The sequence below is a fragment of the Streptomyces sp. NPDC017890 genome, from assembly GCF_044328675.1.
GTDB lineage: Bacteria > Actinomycetota > Actinomycetes > Streptomycetales > Streptomycetaceae > Streptomyces.
The window spans coordinates 219,106-235,606 of record NZ_JBIRHU010000010.1; the positions used below are offsets into that span (position 1 = coordinate 219,106).

Consider the following 16,501-nt stretch of genomic DNA (forward strand, 5'->3'; position numbering starts at 1 on the left):
CCTCGACGACGCCCCGGTGGACGACGGGACGGCCGGACTCACGGCGCCGGCCTGCCGCGGGGGCCGGGGCTCAGCCGAGCCGGACCCTGGCCAGCTGACGGGACTGGGCCACCAGGCGGTCGGCGCTGTCCCAGACCTCGGCGTCCTCCTCCAGGAAGCCGCCGGCGAGGTTGCGGGTGGTGATGGATACGCGCAGCGGGCCCGGCGCCGGGCGGCACCGCACGTGCACGGTCAGCTCGACCGTGGGCACCCAGCCCTTGAGTCCGAGCTCGAAGGCGGTCGGTGGCAGCGCGTCCACCGCGAGGAGTATCGACAGGGGGTCGGCGTCGCGGCCGTCGGCCAGTCCGAACCAGGCCCGCATCTCGCCCCTGCCCGAGGGCTGCCCGAGCGCCCAGCCCACCGTGGCGGGGTCGAGCTTGAGCGTCAGCCGGTCGGCGATGGCCGAGCTGCCGTCGACGGGGGTGGGACCGTCCTCCGGGCCGAGGCACTGGTCCGTCGGCGGGATCGCGGGCGGCTTCGCCGAGGTGCGGACGTCGTCGGGGAGCGCGTCGAGGTCGCCGTAGGAGGCCAGGACGCGGATGCGCTCGACCTCGTTGCCCTCGCCGTCGTACTGGAAGAGGGAGGCCTGGCCGGTGGAGAGGGTGCGTCCGGTGCGGACGGTCTCGGTGCGCACGACCGCCGGGCCCGGCCGGGAGGCCGTGAGGTAGTGCGCCGAGATGGTGAAGGGGTCGGGGTGCGGGAGGGCGTCCCCGAGGGCGCGGCCCAGGACGGCCAGCAGGTAGCCGCCGTTGACGGCGTTGATGATCGTCCAGCCGGCGGAGAGGTCGATGTCGTAGACGCCGGGGGCGCGACGGGTGACGGTGGTGTCACGGTCGAACTCACTGTCGCCGATGGTGGCACGCGTGGCCGCTGCGGAGGCTGCTTCTGGCATGGCTGCACGGTACAACAAGCAAGCTACTAAGCGGTAGCTTTTCGAGTCGGGTTCGGGCTCCTCATACGCACTCACCCACTCCTCATACGCACTCACCCCTCGTCCGCGCCCACCCCTCGTCCGCGCCCACCCCTCGTCCGCGCTCGCGGAGGTACGCCTCCAGTTCGGCCGCGCCGGCCAGCATCGCCCGTCCCCGGGCGGAGACCCGGCCGTGCCAGTCGCGCAGGGTCGCCTCCAGCGGTTCCAGTCCACCGGCGGTCCGCACCTGGTCGATCACGTGGGCGATCTGCTCCAGGAGATAGCCGCCCCGCCTGAGCTGGTGGGCCAGCCGGGCGTCCCGGACGTCGGCCTCGCCGTAGACGCGGTATCCGGTCAGCGGGTCGCGGCCCGGGCGCACCAGCCCGGCGCACTCCCACTTGCGCAGCGTCGCGGGCCGGATGCCGAGCTCCGCGGCGAGCGGCCCTACGAACGTTCCGCCGGAGACGCCCGCCGCTCCCTCCGGCAGGGGTTCCGCGGCGGGCGCCAGGTCGCGCAGGGCACTCTCCACGGCCCGCAGTGTCCGCCGGTCGTCGAGCAGCTGGGCGTGGCTCTCGTCGATGAGCCGGTACGCCTCGTCCACCGCGTCCTGGTTCACGGCCCGCATGATCGAGGCCGCCGACCGGTGGCCGTGGCCGGGCACCAGGGCGAGGAACGCACCCAGCGCCCGCGCGTGCAGGGGGGTGTAGGTGCGGTAACCGTGGTCCGTGCGACCGGCGGCCGGAAGGATGCCGGCCTCCTCGTAGTTCCGGACGGCCTGCGTCGACAGACCGTGCCCGCGCGCGAGGTCGATCGGCCTGAGCCTGTCACCGCTTTGAAACTTCCGAGCCATGGACAGGACGTTAGCGCGGCAAAGTCTCCACCGGAAGTTCCACGATAGCGTTGAGGGCATGGCTACTGGCATCAAGGACACCGTCCACCCCGTCGAGGCCGCCTCCGTCATGGGGCTGCTCCCCGCCCGGCCCCGCCTGCTCGCCCTGGGCGAGCCCACCCACGGCGAGGACACGCTGCTCGAGATCCGCAACGGGCTCTTCCGGCAGCTCGTCGAGCAGGAGGGCTACCGGACGATCGCGATCGAGAGCGACTGCCTGATGGGCCTGGTCGTGGACGACTACGTCACCTCCGGCACGGGCACCCTCGACGAGGTCATGGAGCGCGGGTTCAGCCACGGCTGGGGGGCGTCGGCCGCCAACCGCGAACTCGTGCGCTGGATGCGCGCCCACAACGAGCGCGCCGACGACGACGGCCGGCCCGCCTCCGAGCGGCTCCGCTTCGCCGGTTTCGACGGCCCGCTGGAGATCACCGGCGCCGCGAGCCCCCGGCAGGCCCTCACCGCGCTCCACGGCTGCCTCGAGCGGGCCGGGGTGGACGCGGGCCTGCTCCCGTGCACCGCGGAGACGCTCGACCGCCTGCTCGGCGCCGACGACCGGTGGACCGAGCCCGCCGCGATGACGGACCCGGCCCGGTCCGTGGGGCGGTCGGCCGAGGCCGGGGAGCTGCGGCTGCTCGCCGACGACCTGGTGTCACTGCTCGACGAGCAGACGCCGCACCTGCTCGCGGCGGCCTCACGGGACGACTGGGACCGGGCGCGCCTGTACGGGCGTACCGCGACCGGCCTGCTGCGGTACCACCACTGGATGGCCGACACCTCGCCGGCCCGCATGAACCGGCTGCTGGGCGTGCGGGACCGGATGATGGCCGAGAACCTCCTCGCGCTCGCCGACCGGGGCCCGGCACTCGTCCACGCCCAGAACTCCCATCTCCAGCGGGAGAAGAGCACGATGCGGATGTGGCAGGGGCCGGTGGAGTGGTGGAGCGCCGGTGCGCTGGTGAGCGCCCGGCTCGGCGGGGAGTACGCCTTCCTCGCCACGGCCCTCGGCACGATCCGGCACCGGGGAGTGGACGCCCCGCCGCCGGACACCGTCGAGGGACTCCTGTACGGGCTCCCGGAGGACCGATGTGTCGTCGACGCCTCGCGGCTGGCCACCGCCCTGGGCGGGACGCGGCCCGCGCACCGCGTGTCCCCCTGGTTCGGCTACGCCTCCCTCGACCCGGCCCACCTGGCCGCGATCGACGGGCTGCTGTTCGTCAAGGACGTCCCGGACCGGCGGTGACGCCCGTCCCCGGGCCTCACTCCCCCTCCGTCACCGTGGACCGCCGGTTCCAGGCGCGCGGGGCCCGCCAGTGGAACCGCAGGGCGAGCAGGCGCAGGGTGAAGGCCGTGACCACCGCGAGTCCGGTGGTGAACGGGGTGAGTGCCTCGTAGCGGATGCACAGGGCGACCATGGCGGCGCCGACGATCGCCGGGACGGCGTACAGGTCGCGGTCCCAGCGCAGCAGCGACGGCACCTCGTTGGCCAGCACGTCCCGCAGTACGCCGCCGCCCACGGCCGTGGCCAGGCCCAGGCAGGCGGAGGCGGTCAGGCCGAGCCCGTAGTCGTACGCCTTGGTCGTGCCGGCGACGCAGAACAGGCCGAGGCCGGCCGCGTCGAAGATGTTCACGCCGGTCTGGAGGCGCTCGACGTGGGGGTGGAGGAAGAAGACCAGCAGGGTGGCGAAGAGCGGGGTGAGGAAGTACCCCAGGTCCGTGAAGGCCGCGGGCGGTACGGCGCCGATGACCAGGTCCCGGAACAGCCCGCCGCCCAGCGCGGTGACCTCGGCGAGGACGGCGATGCCGAACACGTCGAAGTTCTTGCGTACGGCCAGCAGCGCGCCGGAGATGGCGAAGACGAAGATGCCGACCAGGTCGAGGGTGTGCTGGACGGTGGGGCTGAAGAGTTGCTCGTACACCCTTCCATTCTTACCTGCTGATGAGCCCCCGCCTTACAAACGAAGGCGGGGGCTCATCGGTAGGACAGCTCACTTCTCCTTGGCGGGAGGCTCCTCGTCGGCACCCTTGGCGCCCTCGGCACCCTCGGCACCCTCGGCACCCTCGGCACCGTCGGCACTCTCAGCACCCTCGGCACTCTCAGCACCCTCGGCGTCGGCCTCGAGCTCCGCGGCCACCGCCGCCGAGGTCGCCGCCGACTCGGCCAGCGCCTTCTCGGACACCAGCTCCGCCGCCTCCTTGGCGTCGGAGAGCAGGACGACGTCCTGCGGGGCCTGGTCCTCGAAGTTCTCCGGGTGGTGGCAGGCGACCTGCTGGCCGGGGCGCAGCTCCTTCAGCGGCGGCTCGGTCGTCGTGCAGATCTGCGTCGCCTTCCAGCACCGGGTGTGGAAGCGGCATCCGCTCGGCGGCGCGATCGGCGAGGGCACGTCGCCCTTGAGCAGGATGCGCTCGCTCTTCGCCGACTTGCGCGCCGGGTCCGGGATCGGGACCGCCGACATCAGCGCCTTGGTGTACGGGTGCATCGGCGACTTGTAGATCAGGTCGCGGTCGGCCAGCTCCATGATCTTGCCGAGGTACATCACCGCGATCCGGTCCGAGACGTGCCGGACGACGGACAGGTCGTGCGCGATGATCACGTACGTCAGGCCCAGCTCCTGCTGGAGGTCGTCGAGCAGGTTGACGACCTGGGCCTGGATCGACACGTCGAGCGCGGAGACCGGCTCGTCCGCGACGACCAGCCTCGGGTTCAGCGCGAGCGCGCGGGCGATGCCGATGCGCTGGCGCTGACCGCCGGAGAACTCGTGCGGGTAGCGGTTGTAGTGCTCGGGGTTGAGACCGACCACCGACAGCAGCCGCTGCACCTCCTTCTTGACCCCGCCCTCGGGCTCGACGCCCTGGAGCTTGAAGGGGGCGCTGACGATCGTGCCGATGGTGTGGCGCGGGTTCAGCGAGGAGTACGGGTCCTGGAAGATCATCTGCACGTCGCGGCGCAGCGGACGCATCCCGCCGACCCCGAGGTGGGTGATGTCCTTGCCCTGGAACTCGACCTTTCCTGCGGTCGGCTCCAGGAGGCGGGTGATCAGCCGGCCCATGGTCGACTTGCCGCAGCCGGACTCGCCCACGACACCGAGGGTCTCGCCGGACTTCACCTCGAAGTCGATGCCGTCGACGGCGCGCACCGCGCCGACCTGGCGCTGCAGCAGACCCTTCTTGATCGGGAAGTGCTTCTGCAGCCCGGTCACCTTCAGCAGGGTCTCGCCGGGGGCGGCGTCCTTGGTGAGGGTGGCGGTGCCGGCGGCCTCGCTCTGTGTGCCGTCGCTCTGCGCAGGAATGGCCACTGCTTCGTCCTTGGCGTTCTCGCTCACAGCTTCGGCGCAATCTCTTCGGTCCAGATACGCTCCCGCTGCTCCTGCGACATGTGGCAGGCGGCCCAGTGCTTGCTGCCGACCTCGGTCAGCTCGGGGCGGACCGTGCGGGTGACGTCGTCCTTGGGCACGTCGGCGTACGGGCAGCGCGGGTTGAAGGCGCAGCCGGACGGGAGGTTGATCAGGGAGGGCGGGGAGCCCTTGACCGGGATGAGGCGTTCCTGCTGGTCGCGGTCGAGCCGCGGCATCGAGCCGAGCAGGCCCCAGGTGTAGGGGTGCCGGGGCTCGTAGAACACCTTCTCCGCCGGGCCCCGCTCGACGCACCGGCCGCCGTACATCACCAGGAGGTCGTCGGCCAGCTCGGCGACGACGCCCAGGTCGTGGGTGATGACGATGACCGCGGAGCCGAACTCCGTCTGCAGGTCCCGGATGAGGTCGAGGATCTGCGCCTGGACGGTCACGTCCAGGGCGGTGGTCGGCTCGTCCGCGATGAGCAGCTCGGGGTTGTTGACCAGCGACATCGCGATCATCGCACGCTGGCGCATACCGCCGGAGAACTCGTGCGGGTAGCTGTCCACCCGCTTGTCCGGCTGCGGGATGCCGACGCGGTCGAGCATCTCCACCGCACGGCGCTTGGCGGTCTTCTTGTCCACGTCGTGGTGGATGCGGTACGCCTCCACGATCTGCTGGCCGATCGTGTAGTACGGGTGCAGCGCGGACAGCGGATCCTGGAAGATCATCGCCATCTCACGGCCGCGCAGCTTGCGCACGTGGTCCGGGTCGGCGGACAGCAGCTCGGTGCCGTCCAGCCAGATCTCGCCCGAGATCTGCGCCTTGCGCCTGCCGTACTGTCCGGCGGTGTGCAGGCCCATGATGCCGAGCGAGGTCACCGACTTGCCGGAGCCGGACTCGCCCACGATGCCGAGGGTCTTGCCCTTCTCCAGCTGGAAGCTGAGCCCGTCGACGGACTTGACCAGGCCGTCGTCGGTCGGGAAGTGCACCTTCAGGTCGCGTACTTCCAGGAAGGCCTTCGGCGCGGGCGAGGTGCCGGTGGGCTCGCCCACGGCTGCCCCGCTCTTGCTGAGTTCGGTCATGCGAGCCTCACTCGGGGGTCGATCACGGCGTACAGGACGTCCACCACGAGGTTGGCGATCAGCACCGCGAGAGAAGTGATGAGGACGACGCCAAGGATAAACGGCAGGTCCTGGTTCTGGATCGCGTCCAGCACCTTCTGACCGAGGCCGGGGAGGCTGAACGTGGTCTCGGTCAGGATCGCGCCGCCCATGAGGGCGCCGAGGTCCATGCCGAGCATGGTGAGCAGGGGGGTCAGGGTCGACCGCATGGCGTGCTTGCGGATGACGACCTGCTCCTTGAGGCCCTTGGCGCGCGCGGTGCGGATGTAGTCCTCGCCGAGGATCTCCATCATCGTCGCCCGGGTGATCCGGGCGTACATCGCGGCGTACAGGAAGGCCAGGGTGACCCAGGGCAGGATCATGCCGCCGAGCCAGCCGGTGACGCTCTCCTCCAGGGGCACGAACTGACCGTCGATCCAGCCCAGCCCGTAGGAGAAGACCGCCAGGCTGACCAGGCCGGTGAAGTAGATGGGGAGGGAGACGCCCGCCAGCGCGACGACCATCGCGCCGCGGTCCCACAGGGTGCCCCGCTTGAGCGCGGAGAGCACACCGGCGGCGAGGCCGAAGATCAGCCACAGGACGGCCGCACCGAGCGCGAGAGCCAGGGTCACCGGGAAACGCTCGGTCAGCACCGGCCACACGGACTGCTCGGTACGGAAGGAGTAGCCGAAGCACGGCGCGGCGCAGTTGGTGACGTCACCGCCGGCCGCGTAGGTGCGGCCCACGAAGATGCCCTTGAAGAACTCCCAGGCCTGGACGAAGACCGGGTCGCTCAGACCCAGCTTCTGTCGCACACCCTCGACGGCTGCGGGGTCCGCCTGCTTGCCCACGAAGCTCAGGGCGACGTCGACGCCCGCCCACTTCGGGACGAGGAAGAAGATGCCGAAGACCACCAGGATGATGACCACGAGCATCACTGCGGCGGCGAACAGCCGCCTGATGAGATAAGCGAGCACGGGTTGCGGCCCGCTGCGGACCAGGGCCGCCGGAGGTCTTCCGGCGGCCCGCGGTCACGCCGCGCCGGCCTTCACCTGCCTTTCGTGCCGTACGGCGGGTGTACCGGTTACTTCGAGGACTTCAGACCGAGGTTGACGAAGTCGTACATACCGCTGTAGCCGTCGGTGGTGTACACGTTCGCCAGTCGGCTGGAGCGCCAGTTGATGAACTTCTCGAAGACGAAGGGCAGGTAGTACGCGCCGTCCATCACCGTGTGGTTGATCTCCGTGGCGATCTTGGCCTTGCCCGCGTCGTCCAGCTGGGTCAGGTAGTCCGCGAACAGACCGTCGATCTTCTTGTCCTTGATCATCGCGAAGTTGTTGTTCGCGCTGTCGAGGATGTACTCGCTGTGCCACAGCGGCAGACCGTAGCCCTGCACGGACGGGAAGTCCGGGCCCCAGCCCATGATGATGATGCCGTAGCCCTTCTTCTGCACGTTCGCAGGGGCACCGATGGTGCTGGCGTACTGCGCACCGTCGTACTGGTCGATCTCGACGTCGATGCCGACCTTCTTCAGCGACGCCTGGAGGGACTCGGCGGTGGCCACCTCGACCGGCTTGTTGTTGCGGACGGCGATGGTGGTCTTGAAGCCGTTCGGCTGGCCGCAGGCCTTCAGCTCTTCCTTGGCCTTGGCGACGTTGCCCTTCTTGTTCTCACCGGCCATGCCGTACGGGTCGTACTTCTGGCCCTCGGAGCCCGGGACGGACGGCGGCAGCATGTTGGTGCCGATGTCGCCACCGGCGACCGGGCCGCCGCGCGCGGTCTGCAGCGAGACGTGGTCGGCCCCGTAGAGCACGGCCTTGCGGCAGTGGATGTTGTCGAACGGCTTCACGTTCTGCGGGAACGAGGCGTACCGGATGTAACCCGAGACCGGGTTGTCCAGGTTGCCCTTGTGCTCCTGCAGGGCGGTGGTACGGCCCTGCGGGGACAGGCCGGTCTGGGCCAGGTCCAGGTCGTAGTCGCCGGCGATCAGGCGGGCGTCCAGGTCGTTGGCGTTGGAGAAGAACTTGATCGTGATCTTGTCCGGGTACGCCTTGCGGACCGGGTCCGACTCCTGCTTCCACTCGGTGTTGCGGACCAGGGTGAGGTCCTTGCCGGGGTTGTAGGACTCGAACTTGTACGGGCCCGAGGAGAACGGGCGCAGGCCGTACTTGGACTTGGTGTCCTTGTCCTGGCGGACCGGGGACGCCGAGGTCAGGGCCAGCATCTCCTCGAAGTCCGAGTTGGCCGACGGCAGCTTGAAGACGATGGTCTTGTCGTCGGGGGTCTCGATCGCCTTCAGGCCGAGCTTGTCCGCGGACTTGTCCTTGTACGGGCCCTGGTACTCGCCCTTGGGGTCGAGGACGTCCTTCAGGTAGACCGGGCCGCCGGACAGCACGTCCTGGGCCCAGACACGCTCGATGCCGTACTTGACGTCCTTGGAGGTGATCGGCTTGCCGTCCTCCCAGGTGATGCCGTCACGCAGGGTGTACGTGTAGGTCTTGCCGTCGTCCGAGACCTTGGCGAGGCCGGTGGCGAGGTCGGGGGTGACCTGGGCTCCGGCGGCGCCCGGCTCCGTCTTGTTCGTGACGAGCTGGCGGCTGTAGTAGCGGGAGAAGTTCCACATGAAGCCGTAGTAGCCACGCGTGGTGTCCCACGAGTCGGCGTCCTGCGAGCTGGCGAACTTCAGCTCGCCGCCCTTCTTGGCCTCGGAGGCCTGAAGGACCTTGTTGTTGGCCGCGTCGAAGGCGGCCGCGCCGCTCTTCGAACCGCCGCCGTTGCCGCCGTCGTCGCCGCCGCCGCCGCACGCCGCCGTGGTCAGCAGCGCGGCGACCACTGCGGCAGCGGCCAAAGCCTGCTTGCGCCGCCCTGAGGTGCGTTGGGTAGTCACGATCTCGGATCCTCCGGATTAGATGAGAGACCCCGTGCAGGTGCCACGGGTCGCTTGCCGGTACGGCAGGTCAGCGGGAGCCCTTCGGGTCCAGCGCGTCACGCACGCCGTCGCCGAAGAGGTTGAAGGCAAGAACGGTGATGAAGATCGCCACACCGGGGACCACCATGTACATGGGATCCGACTTGTAGTAGTCGATCGCGCTCGAGAGCATCTGCCCCCAGGAGGAGGTGGGCGGCTTGACGCCCACGCCCAGGAAGCTGAGCGCCGCCTCGGTGAGGATGTTGGTGGGGATCATCATCGTGGTGTAGACGATGATCGGCGCCACCAGGTTGGGCAGCAGTTCCTTGAACAGGATGTAGAACCGTCCGGCTCCCAGGGACCGGGCCGCCTCGACGTACTCCCGTTCACGCATCGAGAGTGTCTGGCCGCGGACCACACGACCGATGTAGGGCCAGCCGAAGAAGCCGATGACCAGGATCATCATGAGCAGTCGCACGCCCGTGCCGCTCAGTCCCAGCATGTTGTCGGGCATGACGGAGACCAGCGCGATGATGAACAGCAGCTGCGGGAAGGCCAGCAGGCCGTCCATGACCCGGCTGATGACGGCGTCGACCCAGCCGCCGAAGAAGCCGGCCAGGACACCCAGGACCGTGCCGATGACCACGGCGACCATCGCGGACAGGAAGCCGACGAGCAGCGAGATCCGGGCGCCGTGGACGACGCGGGCGAAGACGTCGCGGCCGTTGACCGGTTCGACGCCCAGCCAGTGCTCGCCGCTGATCCCGCCCAGGGAACCCACGGGGGTGCCGAACAGCGGGTCGATCCTGTCCTCGTTGAAGGCGTTGGGATCCTGCCCGTAGAGGGACGTGATCAGGGGCGCGAAGATCGCGATCACGATGAGGACGAGCACCACGACGCCGCCCGTGAGGGCCAGCTTGTCCCGTTTCAGGCGCTCCCAGGCGATCCGGCCCAGGGAACGCCCCTGTACCGCCTTGGCATCGGCGCGGGCAACCGCCGCTTCCTCGGCAGCACTCGGGGCCGCTTCCGCGGTCGGCTCGTGCAATGGTGCCGTCATCTGGCAGGGACCCCTCTCAACCGGCGGTAGCCGGCCCGCACTTGCCGCTGTAGCGGCGTGGTCAGTCCGTCGTACGCAGGGGCGACCAATCACCCCTTGTTGCGGGAGTCTTCAACGGTTTGGCGATCTGTAGCCAGACTTGACGGGGAATGGATGCGCAACCGTGATGCTGTTTGAGGTGTTCCGTTATCCGGACACTGGGTAACGGGGGCCGGACAGGGATGAGTTGGACATCAGGGGCAGGGTGGGGTCTTACGCCCTCGTCTACGCGCGAAGATGTCCCCGCGCCGTCGGCGGGGCGAGCCGCGCGACGGTCAGTACCGGCCCCCGGCCGGAGGGTATCCGTATCCGCCCGCCGGTGCCTGGGCGGGGGCGGCCACGTGGGCTTCGCGGTCGTAGAACGGGCGGGCGTGGGCCCGCAGCCACATGGCGACCGGATCGTGGGCGTCGGTCATCGCCACCGTCGACACCGGCAGCCCCTCCGGCACGGCGCCGACGGACTGCTGCATCATCGCGCGCACCGCGTCGACGGCCGGCGGGGAGGTGTCGTACACGTCGAGACCGATGGCCAGATACGGCGCCCCCAGCGCCGGCTGCACCCAGGCGCGGCGCAACGCGCGGACCGCCGGGGTGCGGTGGGCGTTCTGCGCGAGCAGGGCGTAGAACTGGGGGACCTCGATGGCCGGTTCGGACAGGCGCAGGGGCCCCGCCGGCTGGCGGTCCAGGCCGGAGGCGATGCGGCGCAGGTCGAGCCAGGGGATGCCGACGCCGCCGCCGGGGGCGTGCGGGTTGAGCCACAGTCCGTAGTGGTCCGGGTAGAGGGCGCGGGCCGCCTCCAGGCCGTCGACCACCTCGTACGACCGGTTCCAGCCGCTGGCCGACAGCTCCTGGGCGGAGGTGACGCAGGGCGCGTAGCCGTAGCCGTCGACCTCCATGTTCCCGTACTGGGCGTCCGGGGAGCCGGCCTGGCCGTGCCAGAGCAGCATCCAGACCTGGCCGGACGTGGGGGTGGCGAGTGCGCGCAGCAGCGCCTCGTAGGCGTCGTAGCGCCCGGGCGTCACCTGGCGCAGCATGTGCTCGACCTGTCCGGTCGTGGTGCCGCTGGCGCTCACGCGTATCGCCCCTTCGAGAAGTTCCCCGGTCGTGAAACCAGCTTAAGGCTCCGCCGGACGCGGGGCGCCTACGCGCTCGGGGCGCGGTGTCCGCCCGCGAGTGCGGGTTCGTCGCGGCTGGTCGCGCCCGCGGCAGGAGCCGCATGTGTCACAGCCCCGCGCCCCCGCGGGGCGCTTCCCTGCCCGGCGCTCACAAGTCCCGGTCGTAGAACGGGCGGACGTTCGCCCGCATCCAGTCGCAGACCGGGTCCTGGGCGGCCTCCAGAAGGACCAGGTTGACCTGGGTCTTCAGGGGGGCCTTGGCGAGGGCCCGGCCCAGGGCGTCGAGGGGGAGGGCTCGGGCGTCGCCCTCCCAGTGGGTGAGTTCGACGCCGACGAACATGACGGGGTCGGCGGTCTCGATGGCGGCCAGACAGCGGCGGGCGGTGCGCACGACGCCGACGGCGGCGAACTCGGCGGAGGCCGCGGCCAGGAAGTCCACCGGGTCGTCCTGCCAGTCCGGCTCGAAGAGGCGGACCCGGCCGCCGGACGCGGGCCCGTCCAGCGGGGTGCGGCCGGCCCGGCACAGCTCGGCCACGGCCGGCGGCGGCAGCGGGATGCCGACCACGCCGTCCGGGTTCACGGCGATGCCGACCTGCGGGGGCAGGCCGCGGGCGAACTCCGCCGCGGGGGCGATGGTGTACGCCATCTGCGCGCCGGCGACCTGGCGGAGCTGCTCCTCGGAGCTGAACACCGGTACGTAGGCCTGGCCGTCGACCTCCAGGGAGGGCAGGTCGAGGGGGCCGTTGTGCGGGCCGCCGCCGTTCGGCAGGGGGATCCACACGAAGCTCCGGCCGAGCACCTCCACGATCCGGCCGCCGGCGCCCGGCACGCCGAGGGAGGCGGACAGCACCTCCTCCAGTTCGTTGCCGGGCCACCCGCCGTGCGGGTGGTGCGCCTGTGCCGGGAAGTCCATCTGTCCGCCTACCGCCTGACTGGTACCGCTGCTGTGACGGGAAAGGCTAACCCGTTCGGCTCCGCGGCCCTACGGTGCGTCACCCCGTGAAGGCGATCCGGCGGAGCCTGTTCGCCGCCGCCCGGTCCAGGAGGATCGCCGAGGTGCAGCCGGCCGGCAGGGTGCCCTCGGTCACCGCGCGCAGCAGGCGGGTGTTGGCCGCGCGGTGCCGCAGGAAGGCGTACCGCGTCACGCCCCGGCCGCGCTCGCGCTGGCCGGCCAGGGCCTCGTCGGCCTCCACGTCGAGCAGCAGCAGGTGCAGGGTGCCCCCGCGGCGGCGGGCCTCGCGGGCCAGCCAGCCGCGCACCCAGGCCTGGGTGCCGCAGTCGTGCACGACGACGCCCTTGCCGGAGCGCAGCGCTCTGCGCAGTCCGGCGTAGTGGGAGAGGCGGACGAGGGGGCGGTAGAGCCCGTACGGCACATAGCGCGGCATGCGGTGGTCCCAGCGGTCCCGGGTGTCCTGGGAGTCGATGCGCGGTCCGCGCACGGTGCGCTTCATCAGCGTGGACTTGCCGCTGCCGGGCAGGCCGGTGATCACCACCAGGTCCCGGGGTCCGAAGAGCAGGGCGTGCGGGCTGCGGCCGCCCCGGTCCCGCAGGTCGCGGACGACGGCTGCGGGCAGTTCGGCGCACGCCCGGGCTGCCGGGGCGACGGGCTGCTCGGGCAGCGCGAGACCCGAGGTCGTGGCGTACGCCGTGGTCCTGTTCACCGTGATCGTCCTCCCCTGGGGCGGTTCACGAGTTCTCATCCCCGTCGAGTGTAAAGAGAAGGTAATGCGCAGGTCTCGCGTTTTCGTGCGCTTACTGCCACAAGCCGGTTACAGACAGCGGCCTGCCCACGAACGGGCGGGGCGTGCAATGATGGCGGCGCCAACTGCATACCGGCCGTTTGAATCCGCGCGGGAGAGTCCCCGGTCGTCGCCGGGGCGCCGAAGGAGCAAGTCCCTCCCTTGAATCTCTCAGGCCCCGTTACCGCGCGGGCGAGGCACATCTGAAAAGCGGGCCGCCGTTCGACGGCTGCCCCACCCAAGGTGCAAGTCCTGGCCGCCGCGCTCCGGTGGTCGTGGCGAACCTCTCAGGTTCCGATGACAGATGGGGAGGACCGACCTCGCCACGTCCTGTCCTGGGAGACGAACGACCGATGAGCAGTACCGAACTCCGCCGTACCGCGCTCGATGCCACGCATCGCGCGCTGGGCGCGACGATGACCGACTTCGCCGGCTGGGACATGCCCCTGCGCTACGGCTCCGAGCGGGACGAGCACGTCGCGGTGCGCACCCGGGCCGGGCTCTTCGACCTCTCGCACATGGGTGAGATCACGGTCACCGGTCCGCACGCCGCCGAACTGCTGAACTTCGCGCTGGTCGGCAACATCGGCAGTGTGAAGCCGGGCCGCGCCCGCTACACCATGATCTGCCGCGAGGACGGCGGCATCCTGGACGACCTGATCGTCTACCGGCTCACCGAAGCCGAAGCCGGGTCTTCCCACTACATGGTCGTCGCCAACGCCTCCAACGCCCAGGTGGTGCTGGACGCGCTGACCGAGCGGGCCGCCGGTTTCGACGCCGAGGTCCGCGACGACCGCGACGCCTACGCGCTGCTCGCCGTGCAGGGCCCCGAGTCCGCGGGGATCCTCGCGTCGCTGACCGACGCCGACCTGGACGGCCTGAAGTACTACGCCGGCCTGCCCGGCACGGTCGCGGGCGTCCCGGCGCTGATCGCGCGCACCGGCTACACCGGCGAGGACGGCTTCGAGCTCTTCGTGAAGCCGGAGCACGCCGTGGAGCTGTGGCAGGCGCTGACCCGGGCGGGCGAGGGCGCCGGGCTGGTCCCGTGCGGTCTGTCCTGCCGGGACACGCTCCGCCTGGAGGCGGGCATGCCGCTGTACGGGCACGAGCTGACGACCGCGCTGACGCCCTTCGACGCCGGGCTCGGCCGGGTGGTGAAGTTCGAGAAGGAGGGCGACTTCGTCGGGCGCGCCGCGCTGACCGAGGCCGCTTCGCGGGCCGAGCAGAAGCCGCCCCGCGTCCTGGTCGGCCTGGTCGCCGAGGGCCGCCGGGTGCCGCGCGCCGGGTACCAGGTCGTCGCCGGCGGCGAGGTCGTCGGCGAGGTCACCTCCGGGGCGCCGTCCCCGACGCTGGGCAAGCCGATCGCCATGGCTTACGTCGACCCGGCGCACGCGGCGCCGGGCACCGCGGGTGTCGGCGTGGACATCCGGGGCAGTCACGAGCCGTACGAGGTCGTGGCGCTGCCGTTCTACAAGCGCCGGAAGTAGACACTGGGCGGACCGCGGGGCCCTCGTCGCCCCGCGCGCGTCCTCGCTGCTCACCAGCGGTTCCAGCAGCGGCTGCAACAGCGGTTCCAGCAGCCCCTCCCTCAGCAGCCCCCCTTCATCAGCACACCCTCGCGTACAGGAGAATCCAGGCCATGAGCAACCCCCAGCAGCTGCGCTACAGCAAGGAGCACGAGTGGCTGTCGGGCGCCGAGGACGGCGCCTCGACGGTCGGCATCACGGAGCACGCGGCCAACGCGCTCGGTGACGTCGTCTTCGTCCAGCTCCCCGAGGTCGGTGCCACCGTGTCCGCGGGCGAGACCTGCGGCGAACTGGAGTCGACCAAGTCGGTCTCCGACCTGTACTCCCCCGTATCCGGCGAGATCACCGAGGTCAACGAGGACGTCGTCAACGACCCGTCGCTGGTGAACTCCGCGCCCTTCGAGGGCGGCTGGCTGTTCAAGGTGCGCGTCGCGGAGGAGCCGGCCGACCTGCTCTCCGCCGACGAGTACACCGCCTTCACCGCCGGCTGAGGAGTCACCACCGCATGTCGCTTCTGAACACACCCCTGCACGAGCTCGACCCCGACGTCGCCGCCGCCGTCGACGCCGAGCTGGACCGCCAGCAGTCCACCCTCGAGATGATCGCCTCGGAGAACTTCGCCCCGGTCGCGGTCATGGAGGCCCAGGGCTCGGTCCTCACGAACAAGTACGCCGAGGGCTACCCCGGCCGCCGCTACTACGGCGGCTGCGAGCACGTCGACGTGGTCGAGCAGATCGCCATCGACCGGGTCAAGGCGCTCTTCGGCGCCGAGCACGCCAACGTGCAGCCGCACTCGGGCGCCCAGGCCAACGCGGCCGCGATGTTCGCGCTGCTCAAGCCCGGCGACACGATCATGGGCCTGAACCTCGCCCACGGCGGGCACCTGACCCACGGCATGAAGATCAACTTCTCCGGCAAGCTCTACAACGTCGTCCCGTACCACGTCGGCGACGACGGCCAGGTCGACATGGCCGAGGTGGAGCGCCTCGCCAAGGAGACCAAGCCGAAGCTGATCGTGGCCGGCTGGTCGGCGTACCCGAGGCAGCTGGACTTCGCCGCGTTCCGCAAGGTCGCGGACGAGGTCGGCGCGTACCTGATGGTCGACATGGCGCACTTCGCCGGTCTGGTCGCGGCGGGCCTGCACCCGAACCCGGTCCCGCACGCGCACGTCGTGACGACCACCACGCACAAGACGCTGGGCGGCCCGCGCGGCGGTGTGATCCTCTCCACGGCCGAGCTGGCCAAGAAGATCAACTCCGCCGTCTTCCCCGGTCAGCAGGGTGGCCCGCTGGAGCACGTGGTGGCCGCCAAGGCCGTCGCCTTCAAGGTCGCCGCGAGCGAGGACTTCAAGGAGCGCCAGGGCCGTACGCTGGAGGGTGCCCGCATCCTGGCCGAGCGCCTGGTGCGGGACGACGCGAAGGCGGCGGGCGTGTCCGTCCTGACCGGCGGCACCGACGTCCACCTGGTCCTGGTCGACCTGCGCGACTCCGAGCTGGACGGACAGCAGGCCGAGGACCGCCTCCACGAGGTCGGCATCACGGTCAACCGCAACGCCGTCCCGAACGACCCGCGTCCGCCGATGGTGACCTCCGGTCTGCGCATCGGTACGCCGGCCCTGGCGACCCGCGGCTTCACGGCCGAGGACTTCGCCGAGGTCGCGGACGTGATCGCCGAGGCGCTGAAGCCGTCCTACGACGCACAGGCCCTCAAGGCCCGGGTGAAGACCCTGGCCGACAAGCACCCGCTGTACCCGGGTCTGAACAAGTAGACACCGCGTGTCCGGGGGCGCCGTGCCCGCCACAAGCGAGCCCGGCGCCCCGCCCCGAAGCACCACCCTCTGCACC

15 protein-coding genes and 1 riboswitch are annotated in these 16,501 nt (G+C 70.8%); of the genes, 4 read left to right on the top strand and 11 right to left on the bottom strand.

What is annotated here, in order from left to right; translation table 11 throughout:
• Positions 1–70 precede the first annotated feature (70 nt).
• Entirely contained in the window at positions 71–931 is an 861-nt protein-coding gene (locus tag ACH4F2_RS15755) for a thioesterase family protein (protein ID WP_398133258.1), read from the bottom strand.
• An 82-nt stretch (positions 932–1,013) separates the two neighbouring features.
• Complete coding sequence (locus tag ACH4F2_RS15760; RefSeq protein WP_398133259.1) at positions 1,014–1,799, bottom strand: TioE family transcriptional regulator; 786 nt, start codon at positions 1,797–1,799, stop codon at positions 1,014–1,016.
• Positions 1,800–1,857: 58 nt separating this feature from the next.
• On the opposite strand from ACH4F2_RS15760, the gene ACH4F2_RS15765 reads away from it, so the two are divergent.
• Positions 1,858–3,081: an erythromycin esterase family protein gene (locus ACH4F2_RS15765; protein WP_398133260.1), complete on the top strand. Its 1,224-nt coding sequence runs from the start codon at positions 1,858–1,860 to the stop codon at positions 3,079–3,081.
• 16 nt (positions 3,082–3,097) lie between these two features.
• Here the strand turns inward: ACH4F2_RS15765 and ACH4F2_RS15770 are convergent, their stop codons facing one another.
• From ACH4F2_RS15770 to ACH4F2_RS15810, 9 genes are all read right to left on the bottom strand, one after another.
• Positions 3,098–3,757, bottom strand: coding sequence for a trimeric intracellular cation channel family protein (locus tag ACH4F2_RS15770; protein ID WP_398133261.1), 660 nt, complete (start codon positions 3,755–3,757; stop codon positions 3,098–3,100).
• A gap of 69 nt (positions 3,758–3,826) precedes the next feature.
• On the bottom strand, positions 3,827–5,134 hold the full coding sequence (locus ACH4F2_RS15775; protein WP_398133262.1) for an ABC transporter ATP-binding protein: 1,308 nt from the start codon (positions 5,132–5,134) through the stop codon (positions 3,827–3,829).
• A gap of 23 nt (positions 5,135–5,157) precedes the next feature.
• Positions 5,158–6,255 (bottom strand): ABC transporter ATP-binding protein, encoded by a 1,098-nt coding sequence (locus ACH4F2_RS15780; RefSeq protein ID WP_398133263.1) that lies wholly within the window; start codon positions 6,253–6,255, stop codon positions 5,158–5,160.
• Positions 6,252–7,250, bottom strand: a complete 999-nt coding sequence (locus ACH4F2_RS15785; RefSeq protein ID WP_398133264.1) for an ABC transporter permease — start codon at positions 7,248–7,250, stop codon at positions 6,252–6,254. The genes ACH4F2_RS15780 and ACH4F2_RS15785 overlap by 4 nt, the downstream gene beginning before the upstream one ends.
• 107 nt (positions 7,251–7,357) lie before the next feature.
• A complete protein-coding gene (locus tag ACH4F2_RS15790) occupies positions 7,358–9,160 on the bottom strand; it encodes an ABC transporter substrate-binding protein (protein ID WP_398133265.1) in 1,803 nt (600 codons plus the stop codon).
• Positions 9,161–9,230: 70 nt separating this feature from the next.
• A complete protein-coding gene (locus ACH4F2_RS15795; protein WP_398133266.1) occupies positions 9,231–10,238 on the bottom strand; it encodes an ABC transporter permease in 1,008 nt (335 codons plus the stop codon).
• Positions 10,239–10,552: 314 nt separating this feature from the next.
• Positions 10,553–11,350, bottom strand: a complete 798-nt coding sequence (locus tag ACH4F2_RS15800) for an enhanced serine sensitivity protein SseB C-terminal domain-containing protein (RefSeq protein WP_398133267.1) — start codon at positions 11,348–11,350, stop codon at positions 10,553–10,555.
• 190 nt (positions 11,351–11,540) lie between these two features.
• Complete coding sequence (locus tag ACH4F2_RS15805) at positions 11,541–12,305, bottom strand: enhanced serine sensitivity protein SseB (RefSeq protein ID WP_398133268.1); 765 nt, start codon at positions 12,303–12,305, stop codon at positions 11,541–11,543.
• Positions 12,306–12,384: 79 nt separating this feature from the next.
• Positions 12,385–13,053 carry an AAA family ATPase gene (locus ACH4F2_RS15810; RefSeq protein WP_398133269.1) on the bottom strand — a complete coding sequence of 223 codons (669 nt, stop codon included), beginning with the start codon at positions 13,051–13,053 and terminating at the stop codon, positions 12,385–12,387.
• Positions 13,054–13,233: 180 nt separating this feature from the next.
• Positions 13,234–13,328: riboswitch (glycine riboswitch) on the top strand.
• Positions 13,329–13,484: 156 nt separating this feature from the next.
• Here ACH4F2_RS15810 and gcvT point away from each other — a divergent pair.
• From gcvT to glyA, 3 genes are all read left to right on the top strand, one after another.
• Positions 13,485–14,618, top strand: coding sequence for a glycine cleavage system aminomethyltransferase GcvT (gene gcvT, locus ACH4F2_RS15815; RefSeq protein WP_398133270.1), 1,134 nt, complete (start codon positions 13,485–13,487; stop codon positions 14,616–14,618).
• A 152-nt stretch (positions 14,619–14,770) separates the two neighbouring features.
• Positions 14,771–15,148: a glycine cleavage system protein GcvH gene (gene gcvH, locus ACH4F2_RS15820; RefSeq protein ID WP_398133271.1), complete on the top strand. Its 378-nt coding sequence runs from the start codon at positions 14,771–14,773 to the stop codon at positions 15,146–15,148.
• A gap of 14 nt (positions 15,149–15,162) precedes the next feature.
• Entirely contained in the window at positions 15,163–16,425 is a 1,263-nt protein-coding gene (glyA, locus tag ACH4F2_RS15825; protein WP_109036270.1) for a serine hydroxymethyltransferase, read from the top strand.
• The last annotated feature ends 76 nt before the right edge of the window (positions 16,426–16,501 follow it).

Bases quoted from the DNA above. Each gene is read 5' to 3' on its own strand.
- ACH4F2_RS15755 (WP_398133258.1), bottom strand. From the start codon at position 931: ATGCCAGAAGCAGCCTCCGCAGCGGCCACGCGTGCCACCATCGGCGAC.
- ACH4F2_RS15760 (WP_398133259.1), bottom strand. From the start codon at position 1,799: ATGGCTCGGAAGTTTCAAAGCGGTGACAGGCTCAGGCCGATCGACCTC.
- ACH4F2_RS15765 (WP_398133260.1), top strand. From the start codon at position 1,858: ATGGCTACTGGCATCAAGGACACCGTCCACCCCGTCGAGGCCGCCTCC.
- ACH4F2_RS15780 (WP_398133263.1), bottom strand. From the start codon at position 6,255: ATGACCGAACTCAGCAAGAGCGGGGCAGCCGTGGGCGAGCCCACCGGC.
- ACH4F2_RS15795 (WP_398133266.1), bottom strand. From the start codon at position 10,238: ATGACGGCACCATTGCACGAGCCGACCGCGGAAGCGGCCCCGAGTGCT.
- ACH4F2_RS15805 (WP_398133268.1), bottom strand. From the start codon at position 12,305: ATGGACTTCCCGGCACAGGCGCACCACCCGCACGGCGGGTGGCCCGGC.
- gcvT (WP_398133270.1), top strand. From the start codon at position 13,485: ATGAGCAGTACCGAACTCCGCCGTACCGCGCTCGATGCCACGCATCGC.
- gcvH (WP_398133271.1), top strand. From the start codon at position 14,771: ATGAGCAACCCCCAGCAGCTGCGCTACAGCAAGGAGCACGAGTGGCTG.
- glyA (WP_109036270.1), top strand. From the start codon at position 15,163: ATGTCGCTTCTGAACACACCCCTGCACGAGCTCGACCCCGACGTCGCC.